Here is a 15,704-nt window from a genome sequence, read left to right as displayed (position 1 = left end):
TACGCTTTTAATTTTAGAATAGTAATTGTTTGGAAGCATAATTTAATTAGAGTTTAAAATCCATTACTTTTGTAATACATCAAAAAAAGATACTATTGAAACATAAAAAACGCCATATCCTAATTTTATTCCTTTTGATATGGCGTTTTTTTTCTGTGTTTTCTATTTTATTTATTAAGTCAGAAAGAATAGCAAAACACAAGTACTTCTTAATAATGTTGTTTTTCTCATTTACTATTTCCTTTGCACAGCAGTACACCAATTACTCAACAAAAGATGGTTTGCCAAGTAATCATGTATATACTATTATACAAGATGCTAAAGGATTTATGTGGTTTTTAACCGATAAAGGAATGACAAGGTTTAATGGAAACCAATTAATAACATTTACTACAAAAGATGGATTGCCAAATAATGATGTTTGGGATGCGTATCCAACGCCAGATGGTAACGTTTGGTACATGTCTAAATCTGCAAGCCTAGGCTATGTAAAAGAAGATTCTATTCTATCCTTTCCTAATAGCAATAAAAACAAAATTATTAATCCCATATATTCTTCGCAAGTTGGTGATTCTGTTTATCCGTCTGGTCCAAATAGAACATTTACGTTAAAAGATAAGCAATGGATTGGTGAGTCGATTAAATCGTCAAACACTTTGTTTTTAGACAGAATAAAAGTAAGACAAGGTAATGTGGCTAATATTGCCTTTAAAGAAAAGGGGGAAATAGAATTATACGATAAAAAAAATAATGTCATAACTAGTTTTTATTCTAAAGACATCCATGGGAAAACTGGGGCTAGAGGACAATTAAATGATAGTTTGTTTTTCTGGACCACAAATAAAAATTATTCGATACTTAATTTTAATACCTTAAAAGTAAAAACAATTCATTTAAATAAATCTATAGGCATAGATGAAGTTAAAAATCTTCGAATCAATTTGGTGAATGGAGGATTGCAAATTTCGGGTAACGGATTTGTAGCAAAACTAGATGGAAAATATGAAATAGTTAATCCGTTCTTCTTTCCTAAAAATATGCAAGGCCATTTTGGTTTTATAGATAAATTGAATACCATTTGGATAGCTACTTTTAATAACGGCGTTTACAAACTGCCTTATGTAAAAAGAAATGTAAAATATAAATTGCTTAATGAGAAAATTCAAAGCTTTAATATAATAAACCAGGAGTTAATTGTAGGTGTATACGGAAAGGGTTTTTATAAATACAATAAAAAAGAAAAAGCATTTCAAGAGTATATAAAAAGGGATGATTATGTTTTTGGAGCAAGCCGAATAAAGCAATTAAATACCAGTTTTTACTTATTTAAAAACTCCATATCCAAAGAAGTAAATGGAGTCATTTCTACATTAGATCTTTCTGATATATATATGGAAGAATATGTCATAAATGAAATAGGGCGAAAGCTATTGTATTTTGAGGATAAATTATATGGTAATTTTTCCTTCGGAATTAATAAGCTAAATTTAAATTCTTTAAAAGTAGAGAAAGAATTCCGTCAAAAAGGAGCGAATGATATCGTTTGTTTTAAAGATCGTTTATTAGTTGCAACTACTAATGGCTTAAAGGAAATTATAAACGATTCCTTGCAACCTATAGTATTTGAGAATAAAACATTTAATAAATCTATTTTAAGTATTAAAAAAATGGATGACACCAACATCATAATTAACACGGATGGTTTTGGTGCGTATATTTCAGATTTAAAAGAAATAAAACCTTTAGTTTCTACAGCATTTTTAATTGTTGAAGAAGCATTTGTTGAAGATAAAAAATTATGGTTAGCAACAAATACGGGTGTTTTAAAATTCACTAAAACAAATAACGATTATCAATTAGAAAAACAATTTACAATAAAAGATGGTTTGCCAACAGATCATATAAATACGGTGTTTGTAGATGATGAAAATCTAATAGTAGGTACCAATAACGGAATAGCTATTTTACCAAAAAAAAGCGAGAGTATACCGCAGTTGTTAGATGTGTACATTGGTGAAGCCAAGTATAATAATAAGAATATAACAGCAGATAGTGCTACTTTTAAATACACAGAAAATAATAACGTTAATATTACAGTCGCAAATATTGATTTCTCAGAAAATAACACTGATTTCTTATATGATTTTAAGCTAGAGCCTTCTCAAAAAAAATGGACAACCACCAATACAAATATTTTTAATTTCAACAATTTACAGCCAGGTAGTTATATTTTTCATTTTAAATCTGGTACTATCATTAAACAATTGCATTTTACCATAAAACCATTGTGGTGGCAAGCATTTTGGTTTAAAGTCTTGGTTGTATTGTTAGGTGTTTTTTTAGTAGCATTAATCTCTAGGTTTTTTGTGAGACGTTCTCAATTTAAAAAAAATCAAAAAGTTTTTGAAGACAAACGATTAAGTGAGTTACAACTTAAAGCATTGCGATCTCAAATGAATCCACATTTTGTTTTCAACTCGCTTTCTGCAATTCAATACTATATTGGTGAAAATGATTTTGAAGCTTCAGAGACCTATTTAGTAAAATTCTCAAAGCTTATTCGTCAGTTTTTTGAGCTTTCCAAAGAAAACGAAATATCCTTAGCTACAGAAGTTAGTTTACTTAATAATTATTTAGAAATCGAAAAACTTCGTTTTAAAGAAAAACTAAATTTTACTATTCATGTAGATACTGATTTAAACCTAGAAAGCACAAAAATTCCAACCATGTTATTGCAGCCAATAGTAGAAAATGCTGTAAATCATGGCGTTTTTAATAAAATGGAAAATGGCTTAGTAGCATTGCGTTTTATATATATAGATGCCCAAACATTTAAAGTCGAAATCATCGATGATGGAGTAGGTTTTGTGAATACAAAGAAGCGACAAAATAAAAATGTAAAATCTTCCAACGTATTAAAAGATAGATTGCATTTTTTAAATTATTCCGAAAAATGGCAAATCAGTTATAACGAAGAAGAAGTACATCCAGATAAAAAAGATAAGGGAAACAAATCGGTGTTTTTAATTAAGATAATTAAATAATGAATAATATAACAGCCATATTGGTAGATGATGAGGTTTCAAACCTAAAAGGATTACAGCGTAAAATTGAAAAACTGTTTCCTAATATTCAAATTTCTGGTGCTTTTCAAAAACCAGAAGATGCTATAGAAGCTATTCAACAACAAGAACCAAATATTCTTTTTTTAGATATTGAAATGCCTAGAATTAGTGGTTTTGAGTTACTTGCTAAATTAAAACAAGTCCATTTTCAAGTTATTTTTGTAACTGCTTATAACGAGTATGCTCTAGAAGCTTTTAAAAAGAATGCCATTGATTATGTTTTAAAACCTATAGATAATACCGATTTAGTGGAAGCTGTAAATAAAGCTATAGATATTGTTCATTTAAAAAAGGAAAGCGAAAACAACTCCAAATTAGTCGCTTTATTAGAAGAAAATATATCTAAAAATAATAAGATAATTGTACCCACCCAAAAAGGGGTTTCTTTTATACCACAAGATGAGGTTTTACATTTAGAAGGCTATGAAGGCTACACCAAAATTCACTTAATCAATAGTACTACAATAATCAGTTCTTACAATTTAGGTAAGTTTGAAAAACTAATAAACTCCAAGTTTTTTAAATGCCATAAGTCGCACATTATTAATCTAGAAAAAGTACGTCATTTTGAAAACGAAGGATATGTAGTTCTAGAAAATGCGTATCGTGTTCCCATATCTAAAACCAATAAAAAGGCGTTTTTAAGTTTGTTTAGTTAAGTTATTTGTAAACATGGAATTATTTCAAAAAAAAATCGCTCTTTAAAATTTTAAAGAGCGATTTTTTTTAATTGTTAAAACAAATTAATACTTAATAATTTTCTTGCTGAGGTTTCCAACTTTTAAAAAGTAAGTGCCTTTTGCTAGGTGTTTAGTAGAAACCTCTGTAGTGAAATCTGTAAGTTTTCCTTTTAAAACTACCTTTCCTAAAATTGAATATATTTCAAATTCTTTATTTAATAATGTATCTGTATTAAACGTAATATGGAAATAGTCTTTACTTGGATTTGGATACGTGTTTAATTTAATCTCGTTATAGTTGTCTTCATTAATAGATAAGGAGCTGGTAAATATATGGTCTAGACTTGCTTGAATAAAAAAGTCTAAATCATTGCTAGGAGCTAATCCGTTAGTTACCGATGCGTCAATATTTATAGGGTTAAACAACGTAGACATGACACTAAAGGTGTCGTTTTCATAAAAAGTCATTGTAGTTTCTCCTGCATTAGGGTATGTTGCAGGACCAAACTCATAAACACTAATGCCTTCTGTTCTTGGTGTTACTCCATCTATGTAATATAAGGTTGAAAATACCCAGGTAAGCGGACTTGGGTAACTTATACTTATATTACTATTTTTATCAATTTGAGGAACTCCTAAACCTCCATCATCGACAAAGGTTTGTGTGTCGTAAGAAGCTAACCAAGCATAATCATACATAAATTCTCCAGTTGAAAAATTAGCAGGTGCTCCAAAATACATTCCGTAGATTAAATCACTTCCTATAATCCATAATTTTCCACCATTATTTAAATAACTGGTAAGTTCTGTATTTCCAGAAGTACCGTTAGACCAAAAATTAAGGTTTAAACTATCGTCACCGGTAAACCAAATAACTAAATCATAGTTATCTAACTCTGTACTAGTAGGAATTCCATTGGTATTGGAGTCATATAAAGTTACACTTGTATAAGATGTTGTTAATATCGAATTGTAAAAAGCAGCATTATCATTTATGTCAAAATCATTATCCGTAACTAATAAAATATCATTTTGGGAAAAGGATAATACTGTAATAGATAAGGTTAGAATTAATAGTAGTTTTTTCTTCATATTTATTTTTTTTTAGTGAATTATACTTAAAATTAATAAAAAATAATTAGTTGTAACCTTTTTTGTAAAAGAGTTTTAACGTTGTTTTATTTTTAGGAATTAAATTGCTGATTTATCAAAAAAATGACTGTTATTTTATCTTTTTCTATTGAAGATTTTAAGACTAGAGATTTTTTATAGAAATGTAGTGTAGTACGTCATTTTGAAAACGAAGGATATGTTGTTCTAGATAATGCATATCGTGTTCCAATATCTAAAACCAATAAAAAGGCATTTATAAGTTTGTTTCAATAAATTTTAGAAAATAGGGTAACAAAAGTTCAAGCTAGTTTATATAATGCTATAAACTATAAATTTTGAACGTTTAAAACTTTAAATTATGAAAAATAGAAACACCAAATTCAAATTATTACTTAGTCTAGTACTTGTAGTAGGTACTTTATTTACATCCTGTGACCCAAAGGATATTAACGAGTCTTATGAGCCAGGAGAAAATAATGAAATAGGATTAGACTTAGGGCAAAACGTACAGCATGATTTTATGGGGCGAATTGTAGATGAGTCCAATGCTCCATTAGAAAATGTAATGGTCTCTATCGGATCAAAAATGGAGTCTACAGATGCCAATGGGATGTTTATTATTAGTAACGCGAATGTAAAAAAAAGACAAGCATTTATTGTAGCAGAAAAGCCGGGTTATCTAAAAGGAATGCAAAGTATAGTACCTACTCAAGGAACAAATACGGTGCGTTTGATGCTAATTCCTCAAAATATTGTAGCAACAATTTCTTCTGGAGGAGATAGTGAAGTGAACTTGCCAAACGGAACTGCCGTGAAGTTTGATGGCGCGTTTAAAGAGGTAAACGGAAATGCATATTCTGGAAATGTAGATGTGATCATGTATCATTTAGATCCTTCAAATCCGGATATCGATGCAATAATGCCTGGCAATTTGCAAGCGGAAAATGCTAGTGGAGAGGAACGTATTCTGGAGTCTTACGGGATGTTAAATGTAGAATTAAGAGGAGCATCTGGTCAAGAATTAAATATTGCAGATGGACATGTTGCAGAAATTGAAATGCCAGTAGATCCTGCACAAAGCGGTAATGCACCAGCAACGATTCCTTTATGGCATTTTGATGAAGAAAATGGGTATTGGATAGAAGATGGAGAAGCGACTTTAATTGGAGGGAAATATGTTGGTGAAGTTTCTCATTTTTCATGGTGGAACTGTGATGCGCAATTTCCAACGGTTACCTTATGTTTAAATGTGGTGGATGCTGCAAATATTCCTTTATCTAATGTAAAAGTCGAAATGTTTAGAAGTGGAGCAACCTATCCAAGAACAGGAGTGTCTAATGGTATTGGTGAAATATGCGGTTTAATACCAGCAAATGAAACCTTAACTTTAAAAATATTCGATCAATGTGGTATAGAAGTATATACTACAACTATAGGGCCTTTTTCAACCAATACCAATTATGGTGATTTAGTGTTGCCAACAGTATCGGCAGCAGTTATTACTGGTAATCTAGTAGATTGTTCAAATGCTAATGTTACTAATGGCTATGCAGCGGTAACCTATGGAAACCAATATGCAACTGTAGATGTAACCAATGGAAGTTTTTCTTTAAGTGTAATACAATGTGCTTCTTTAGCCGATTTCACTTTAGAAGGAGCTGATTTTGATACTTTTCAAACCACAACAGCATTGCCTTTTACTTTTAATAATACCAATGTTGGAAATATAATTGCTTGTTCTGCAGTAACAGAATTCATTAGTGTACGAGTAGATAATAATCCAACAGATTATTTTTTAGCTAGTATAAGTGCAAGTGGTAACCAATCAAGTCCTGGGATTTCTGTTAGTTCTCAAACAAATCTAAACTACTTCTATGTTGGTTTAGGGAGTACAACACCAGGGAATTATTCTTTAGATCAGTTTGGTTTTGAAGCATCTAATATCGATTTAGATTATTCTATACCAACTAATTTACAATTAAATTTATCTAATTATGGTAGTGCCGGTAATTATATAGACGCAACCATTAACGGAACCTATACGGATACTTCAGGAAATGTGAGAAACCTTTCTGTAACCATTCACGTAATAAGAGATATGTAATACGAGTTCGTTTTTTGTAATTAGGATAAAAAAAAGAGGCTTCAATGGAAGCCTCTTTTTTATTATTTATTTCCACCTAAATACATACAATCTTGTAAGCTTTTCATACCATTAAAAGGAACAGGAGTCTTTTCGTAACCATAAGTTCCACTTAGTTCTTTAGATAAGTTATGATCATCTACATTAATTTCAATATCGTTCATTGTAAACTCACAAGGATGCTCATACCCAGCAGCATGTGTGATTTCGATAAACTCTTTTCTAAATGTTCTAAAATATTGCGCTAAACGCACCGATTTTAAAGTAGGGTCTATACCGTTTTGTAACCATTTACTTTGTGTAGCAACACCACTTGGACATTTATTAGTATGACAAACTTGTGCTTGTATACAACCTATACTCATCATGGCTTCTCGAGCAACATTTATACAATCTGCACCCATTGCAAAAGCCATTGCAGCTTTAGCAGGGAAACCTAATTTACCGCTTCCAATAAATACAATACGTTCGCTTAAGCCTTTACGTTGAAATAATTTATATAAATCACCAAAACCATACACCCAAGGTAAAGATACGTGATCTGCAAAACTTGGAGGCGCAGCTCCGGTACCACCTTCACCACCATCAACAGTAATAAAATCAGGACCTTTTCCTGTCGCTTTCATAATGTCTGCAAGCTCTTCCCATTGTTCTAATTTACCAATAGCAGCTTTAATACCAACAGGTAATCCTGTAGCTTCGGCTATTTGCTCAATAAAATCTACCATTTCTGGTACGTTACTAAACGCTTTATGATTTGGAGGAGAAAGTACATCTTTTCCAATTTCAACACCTCTAATCTTCGCTATTTCTGGTGTTATTTTAGCTCCTGGTAAAACACCTCCTTTTCCAGGTTTAGCTCCTTGTGATAATTTTACTTCAATAGCACGTATAAACGGATTGTCTTCTACTAGCTTTATCATTTTTTCCATAGAAAAACCACCATCCGCAGCGCGAACACCAAAATAACCGGTTCCAAAATGAAAAACTACATCGCCACCATGACTGTGATGTGGCGATAAACCACCTTCACCTGTATTATGATATGCACCAGCCATTTTAACGCCTTTATTCATAGATTCCACCGCTTTCGCAGATAGCGAACCAAAACTCATAGCAGAAACATTAATTACAGAACCTGGTCTAAACGGTTTTTTACGTTTATTAAACTCACCCATTATTTTTGCGCAAGGCAAAAAGCAATGGTTTTCATTATTTGGATGATCTGTAGGTATTTGATATGGCATCATCGCGTTATTAATAAAAATATGCTGATGTGCATAGATATCTCTATCTGTACCAAAGCCTTCGTAGTTGTTTTCTTTTTTTGCTGAAGCATAAATCCAACCACGTTCAATTCTATTAAAAGGTAACTCGTCTCTGTTATTGGCAACTAGATATTGCCTTAATTCGGGACCAATTTTCTCCAACATATATCTAAAATGACCAATAATTGGAAAATTATGACTTATAGTATGCGATTTTTGAAATAGCACATCTCGAATAGCTACTAATGCTAAACCTATGATAATCCATAACCACCAAGAAATATTGGATAAAAAATCGAGAAGTGTTTCCATTTTGAATGTTTTTTGTTCAAAAATATAAATTTATTGGCTAACAAGTTTATAAAAAGAGGAAAACCCCTTTTAAAGTTTAAAATTAAAGCTTCGCACTTTTATGGAGTGTTTTTTTTATATCTGTTAGAAAGATAAAGAGGATTTGTTGGAGGTATAATTTCAATGTAAAGACTGAAAAATAATCAGATCTAATAACGCGTTGATTATCAGTATTTAATATTGGTTTTGCATACTACGTACCCCTACGTAAATTGATGTGGTGTTAATGCTTTATATAGTTGAATGTTATAATTTGTGGGATAAAATCAAGCAGTATATCACATTTAAATGATTGTTCTCATGAAAAAACACTTACTTCTTTTAACCGTATTTCTTTTTATGTCCTTTTGTGCAAACGCACAGTACACTTCTATTCCAGATTCTAATTTTGAGCAGGAATTAATAAACGATGGTTATGATAGTGAAGGGACCTTGATGGCCAATACTTACCGTAGATGTAATTTACATTACAACTCTTAACATAACAGGAACCAATAAACCGCAAAACCAAAAAATAACAAATCTAACCGGTATTCAGGATTTTATAGGCTTAGAACATTTATATAGTAATGATAATCTTATTTCTCAAATAGATCTAACACAAAACACAAATCTACTGTCCTTACGTTGTAATAATAATGTAATAACAGTATTAGATTTAACTAATAATTCTAGACTAAACTACTTGTCATGTCTTAACAATCAAATCCAGTATTTAGATTTAAGTAACGTTGGGAATTTATATACCTTAAATTGTAGAAATAATGACTTAAGTTATTTAGATATTAGTAATGGGTTTAATTCAAATATGATTTTCTATAGGTCAGATGGTAATCCTAATTTACAATGTGTAAGTTTAGATTCACAAGATGTTGTAGACGATTGGAATTATAGAACAGATACACCAACAACATTTCAGGTCGATGTATCCACTACTTTTAGCATAGACTGTTCTTCTGCATTTACGACTACTTGGAAAACGGATAACTCAGGAACATCAGACGATTATAGTATTACAATACCAACAACAAGTTTGGCTACGTATAATTATAATGTAGATTGGGGAGATGGTCAAACAGATACTGGTTTAACAGGTAGTATTACACATGCTTATAACGCAATTGGTGTTTACACAGTTACTATAACAGGGAGTTATCCACACATGCGCTTTGCCAACTCTGGAGATAAAGATAAAATACTTTCTATTGAAAATTGGGGTTCTCAAGCTTGGAGTTCCATGGACTATAGTTTTTATGGATGCTCTAATTTAGAAATTAATGCAACAGATAATCCAAACTTGTCAGAAGCCACTTCGTTCCTTAAAATTTTTAATACGGCAACCTCTATGAATCAAGATATAGGCGGATGGAATGTAAGTTCAATTACAAATATGGCGTATGCATTTCAAGATGCTACAGCTTTTAATCAAGATATTAGCAGCTGGGATACTAGTGCAACTACATCAATGGCTTTTATGTTTGACGGAGCCACAGCTTTTAATCAAGATATTAGTAGTTGGGATGTAAGTATTGTTGCCAATATGTCTACGATGTTTAGTGATGCAGTTGCCTTTAATCAAGACCTTGGCTTATGGGATATAAGTAATGTTACCAATATGACTAACATGATGGATAACGTAACACTTTCTATAGAAAATTACGACAACACTTTAATAGGCTGGAGCACCTTAAATGGAACAGAAACTAAAATACCAACAGGAATTAATTTTAACGCAGGCAATAGTAATTATTGTTATGGGGAAGCAGCAAGAACTAATTTAGTTAGTGCACCATATAACTGGACTATTTCAGATGGTGTTTCAGACTGTCCAACCTTATTTACTACTTTTTTTATAACCACATGGGAAACTACAGCAGCAAATGAAACGATTACAATACCTACAATAGGTTCTGGTTATAATTATGAAATAGATTGGGAAAATGACGGTACTTTTGATGATCTAAGCGTTACAGGAGATGCTACACATACGTATGCAACAGCAGGAACACATACCATAGCGATTAAAGGTGATTTTCCACATATCTATTTTAATAATTCGGGAGACAAAGATAAAATACTATCTGTGAATCAATGGGGAGATCAGGCATGGAAAAGCATGGAAGCTAGTTTTTATGGTTGTAGTAATTTAGTAATAACGGCTTCCGATATACCAAATCTAGAACAGTGTAGCTCTTTTAATAGTATTTTTCGAGATGCCGTTTCTTTAAATCATGATATCAATGGATGGCAAGTAGAGAATATCACAGATATGGGGCATGCTTTTGAAAATGCTACAAGTTTTAATGAAAATCTTAATTTATGGAATGTAAGTAATGTAATAACTATGGAGAGTATTTTTTTAAACGCCTCCACTTTTAATAGAAATATTAATGATTGGAATGTTGAAAATGTAACCAATATGTCTTCTATGTTCAAAAATGCTACAGCTTTTAATCAAGACATAGAAAACTGGAATGTGAAAAATGCGGTTACCATGGAATCTATGTTTGCCAATGCTACGTCATTTGATCAAAATCTTGGTACTTGGGATATCAGCAGTGTTACCAACATGACAGACATGCTCGATGGCATAAGCTTGTCTTTAAATAATTACGATTATACTTTAATAGGATGGCATGCGCTTAGTGGTTCAGAAATACAAATACCTACTGGAATTACCTTTAATGGAGGTAATAGTGTTTATTGTTTAGCAGATTCTGTTAGAACCAATTTAACGACTTCTATGGGATGGAATATTACAGATGAAGGGAACGATTGTTCTTCAGCTTTTATTACAACATGGAAAACAGATAATCCGGGAACTTCAAATGCTAATAGTATTACCATACCTACACAAGGTACAGACCCTTATAATTACAATGTAGATTGGGGAGATGGTTTAACTAATAGTAATATTGCATCAAGCATAACACATCAATATGCCACAGCAGGAACGTATACCGTAACCATAACTGGAGACTATCCATGGTTTTGGTCTGGAAGTTCTGGAGATAAAGACAAATTACTATCCGTAGAGCAATGGGGAGAACAAGTATGGCAAAGTATGCATGCTAGTTTTTATGGTTGCTCTAATGTGGTTATTAATGCTACAGATAAACCAGACCTGTCACAGGTTACTTCTTTTTACCGTATTTTTCGTCAAGCTCCTGCTATTAATCAAGCTGTAATTGGTACTTGGGATGTTAGTACTGTAACTAGTATGGAACAAGCTTTTACAGGTGCCACAACATTTAATCAAGACTTAAGCAGTTGGGACATGAGTAATGTAACATCTACACTTAATATGTTTTCTGGTGCACTTGTATTTAATCAAGATATAAGTGGATGGGACGTTGGTAACGTTACTAACATAGCTCATATGTTTAGAAATGCAGTAGCTTTTAATCAACCTATTGGGAGTTGGGATGTAAAAAATGTGGAATTTATGAACCGTATGTTTGAAGGCGCAGTAGCCTTTAACCAAGATCTTAGTAATTGGGATATAAGTAAAGTAACCAATATGGCTAGCATGTTTGATGGTGTAACGGTATCCACTTCCAATTACGATAGTACTTTAATAGGCTGGAACACTTTAGTTTCGACAGAAACACAAATTCCTACAAACATAACGTTTAGTGGTGGTAATAGCACCTATTGTTCTGCGGAAGTAGCACAAACAAATTTAATGAGTGCATCTAATAACTGGACAATTACAGATGGAGGAAAAGACTGTTCTGCATTATTTATTACTACTTGGCAAACAGCAGCAGCAAATGAAACGATTACTATACCTACTACAGGTACAGGTTATAATTACGATATTGATTGGGATAATGATGGCGTTTTTGATGATCTAGGGGTTTCAGGAGACGCAACACATTCGTATGCTAATAGTGGTATACACACTATTAATATAAAAGGCGATTTTCCTCGTATTTATTTTAACGATTCTAACGTTTCTGGAAATAAATTAAAAATTCTGTCTGTAGAGCAATGGGGAACCCAAACTTGGGAAAGTATGGACGGTAGCTTTAGTGGTTGTGCAAATTTAGTAATTAATGCCACAGATAGTCCAAACCTATCACAAGTCACTTCTTTAAGCAGAATGTTTCAGTATGCTACTTCTATAAATCAAGATTTAAGCGCATGGGATGTAAGCACTATTACAAATATGTTGGGTGTCTTTTGGGGAGCTTCCACTTTTAATCAAAGCCTAAATGCATGGGATGTAAGTAACGTAACCAAGATGTCATCAATGTTTTATGACGCGTCTGCATTTAACCAAGAATTAAGTAATTGGGATGTAAGTAACGTAACGGATATGTATATTATGTTTGGAGATGCTACTGCTTTTAATCAAGATATTGGTATTTGGGACGTAAGTAGCGTTATAGACATGGCTAATATGTTTGGAGACGCAACTAATTTTAATCAAAACATTGGGAGTTGGGATGTTAGTAATGTTATAAGTATGCGTGGAATGTTTTATGGCTCTGCTTTTAATCAAGATATAAGTTCTTGGGATGTAAGTAGCGTTATAACAATGTCATCAATGTTTAATTTGAATACTGCTTTTAATCAAGATATTGGGAGCTGGGATGTTAGTAGTGTTACCGATATGGGGTATATGTTTATTAACGCTACTTCATTTAATCAAGACATAGGTAATTGGGATGTTAGTAAGGTAACAGATATGTATGGGATGTTTTATGCTGCAACTGTTTTTGATCAAAATCTTGGGTTCTGGGATATAAGTAATGTAAACAATATGGATCAAATGTTTAGTGGTGTAAGCTTATCCTTAGAAAATTACGATAGCACTTTAATAGGTTGGAATACTTTAGATACTGGTGAAATACAAATACCAATAGGTATAGTTTTTAATGGTGGTACTAATAAGTATTGTGCAGGAGAAGCAGCAAGAACCAATTTAATAAGTACTCATGGCTGGACTATTACAGATGGAGGTAGCAATTGTGCTTTAGTTTCTCCAAAAGTGGTATTACAAGGTGCAGCTTTAAACCCTAATACAGGAGAAGAAGCTTTAATGCGAGACGATTTACGTATAGCAGGATTGCTTCCTATTACAAGTCCTTATACAGATGCTGTGGTAGTTGATGCTACAGTATTTAATACAGGAGGAACTTTGGGAACAGGATCTATAGCCGATAATATTGTAGACTGGGTTTTTGTTGAATTACGTGATGCAGCGAACAGCTTAGTTATTTTAGCAAGCCAATCGGCTTTATTACAACGTGATGGAGATGTGGTTGCTATTGATGGTCTTTCAAGTATAAGTTTTGATTTGGGTGCAGACAATTATTATGTTGTAGTGAAGCATCGTAACCATTTAGGGATTATGACAGCAAATCCTGTAACTTTAGATGTTTTAGCTCCTACAGTAGATTTTACAGACGCCAACAATCCAATTACTTATGGGAACAATGCACAAAGCTCTTTTGGGATGCCAACTGGCATTTTAGGGATGTGGGCAGGAGATATAAAAAGTAATGGTCAAACACGCTTTTTAGGACCAGGAAACGATTCAGGAGTATTAAAAAGTATTATTTTAAATACACCTGGAAATACTTCAGGTAGTAATTTCTATCCTTTTATAGCTTACGACAAAGCAGATATTAATATGAATAGTCAAGTAAGGTATTTAGGGCCAGGAAATGATACAGGGATATTAAAAAATATCATTTTAAATCATCCAGAAAATGGATCATCTTCTAATTTTTATCCAATAACCGAACAACTGCCTAATTAATATTAAAAATAAAAAACATGAAAAAAATATACTCAACAATCGTTATAATTTTACTTGCCTTTACATTGCAAGCGCAAACATATGAGTTTAGCATCTCTTTATTAGGAATAAATTCAAGTACAGGAAATCCTCAAATAGCACTATTAGCAACACCAAGCGAGGGTGTCACAGATCATAGTACAGATGATCTAGGAGCAGGTTTTTATGTGCCAGAAGGTGTAACTTTAGGGAATTTTGTAACAGGTAATTCAGGACTTCCAGCTTCTGAATGGGAATCTATATCCTTATCAAATACAACAGACGCCTATTTTTTAAGTAGAGTAGAAGCTGGAGCAAATAGTATTTTATTAAATGGTAGCGGCCCTTTCGAGCTGGTTATATTCGATATTATTGCAACCTCTACACTAGCTTCTAATGCTATGATAACATTTGTTGAAAATGGCGACCCTATTTTTAATGAATTATTATTTATTGAAAACTATATTAATATAGCCGCAGTAAATAGATTTTCACAAAATGACCCAGCAGCCAATTCAATAACTCTAGGAACTTTAAGCACAGCAACTATTCACTCTGGGATAAAAGACATTAGCTTCTACCCAAACCCTGTAAAAAGCAATGTTACTATTGTATTGCTAAATCATGCTTCCTATACAATTCTAGATATAAATGGTAGGCTAGTTCAAAAAGGGGAGTTACTAGAAGGTAATAACCTTTTAAATCTATCAACATTAGCAAACGGCTTGTATGTATTGAAACTTTCAATAGATAATCAAACCTTCATCAAAAAGATAATAAAAGAGTAACCCTAACTATTATTTAATTATTAAAACGTCTTCATTACTATATTATAGTTTGAGGCGTTTTTTGTTTACATATAATTCGATTTAGTGTAAGAATAAAGTAGGTGAGTAGTAAAAAAATTATACGGTATAATGCATTAATTATTAGTGGTTTATGTGTTTTTAAGGTACTACGTACCCCTACGTAAATTGATGTGGTGTTAATGCTTTATATAGTTGAATGTTATAATTTGTGGAATAAAATCAAGCAGTATATCACATTTAAATGATTGTTCTCATGAAAAAATACTTACTTCTTTTAACCGTATTTCTTTTTATGTCCTTTTGTGCAAACGCACAGTACACTTCTATTCCAGATTCTAATTTTGAGCAGGAATTAATAAACGATGGTCATGATAGTGAAGGGACGCTTGATGGCCAAATACTTACCGCAGATGTAATTTACATTACA

Annotated in this window: 8 protein-coding genes; 6 read left to right on the top strand and 2 right to left on the bottom strand. The window is 32.2% G+C overall.

Annotated features, from left to right (window positions below):
* Positions 1 to 215: 215 nt before the first annotated feature.
* Both AMD28_RS00520 and AMD28_RS00515 read left to right on the top strand, forming a co-directional pair.
* Positions 216 to 3,044: a sensor histidine kinase gene (locus tag AMD28_RS00520; protein ID WP_055442212.1), complete on the top strand. Its 2,829-nt coding sequence runs from the start codon at positions 216 to 218 to the stop codon at positions 3,042 to 3,044.
* Complete coding sequence (locus tag AMD28_RS00515) at positions 3,044 to 3,784, top strand: LytR/AlgR family response regulator transcription factor (RefSeq protein ID WP_055442211.1); 741 nt, start codon at positions 3,044 to 3,046, stop codon at positions 3,782 to 3,784. The genes AMD28_RS00520 and AMD28_RS00515 overlap by 1 nt, the downstream gene beginning before the upstream one ends.
* An 84-nt stretch (positions 3,785 to 3,868) precedes the next feature.
* Here AMD28_RS00515 and AMD28_RS00510 read toward each other — a convergent pair whose 3' ends face one another.
* Positions 3,869 to 4,897, bottom strand: coding sequence for a T9SS type A sorting domain-containing protein (locus tag AMD28_RS00510; RefSeq protein ID WP_055442210.1), 1,029 nt, complete (start codon positions 4,895 to 4,897; stop codon positions 3,869 to 3,871).
* 379 nt (positions 4,898 to 5,276) lie between these two features.
* Between AMD28_RS00510 and AMD28_RS00505 the strand changes: the two genes are divergently transcribed.
* Entirely contained in the window at positions 5,277 to 7,022 is a 1,746-nt protein-coding gene (locus AMD28_RS00505) for a hypothetical protein (RefSeq protein WP_055442209.1), read from the top strand.
* A gap of 62 nt (positions 7,023 to 7,084) precedes the next feature.
* On the opposite strand, the gene AMD28_RS00500 is transcribed toward AMD28_RS00505, so the two are convergent.
* On the bottom strand, positions 7,085 to 8,641 hold the full coding sequence (locus AMD28_RS00500) for an FMN-binding glutamate synthase family protein (RefSeq protein WP_055442208.1): 1,557 nt from the start codon (positions 8,639 to 8,641) through the stop codon (positions 7,085 to 7,087).
* A gap of 339 nt (positions 8,642 to 8,980) precedes the next feature.
* Between AMD28_RS00500 and AMD28_RS00495 the strand changes: the two genes are divergently transcribed.
* From AMD28_RS00495 to AMD28_RS00485, 3 genes are all read left to right on the top strand, one after another.
* Entirely contained in the window at positions 8,981 to 9,160 is a 180-nt protein-coding gene (locus AMD28_RS00495; RefSeq protein ID WP_152975505.1) for a hypothetical protein, read from the top strand.
* 205 nt (positions 9,161 to 9,365) lie between these two features.
* Positions 9,366 to 14,450 (top strand): BspA family leucine-rich repeat surface protein, encoded by a 5,085-nt coding sequence (locus AMD28_RS00490; RefSeq protein ID WP_152975504.1) that lies wholly within the window; start codon positions 9,366 to 9,368, stop codon positions 14,448 to 14,450.
* Positions 14,451 to 14,467: 17 nt separating this feature from the next.
* Complete coding sequence (locus AMD28_RS00485) at positions 14,468 to 15,256, top strand: T9SS type A sorting domain-containing protein (RefSeq protein WP_055442205.1); 789 nt, start codon at positions 14,468 to 14,470, stop codon at positions 15,254 to 15,256.
* Positions 15,257 to 15,704 lie beyond the last annotated feature (448 nt).

The sequence above is a fragment of the Lacinutrix himadriensis genome, assembly GCF_001418105.1.
GTDB classification, from domain to species: Bacteria; Bacteroidota; Bacteroidia; order Flavobacteriales; family Flavobacteriaceae; genus Oceanihabitans; species Oceanihabitans himadriense.
Note: the sequence above shows the minus strand (reverse complement) of the source record. Positions and strands in the feature narration are given on the sequence as shown.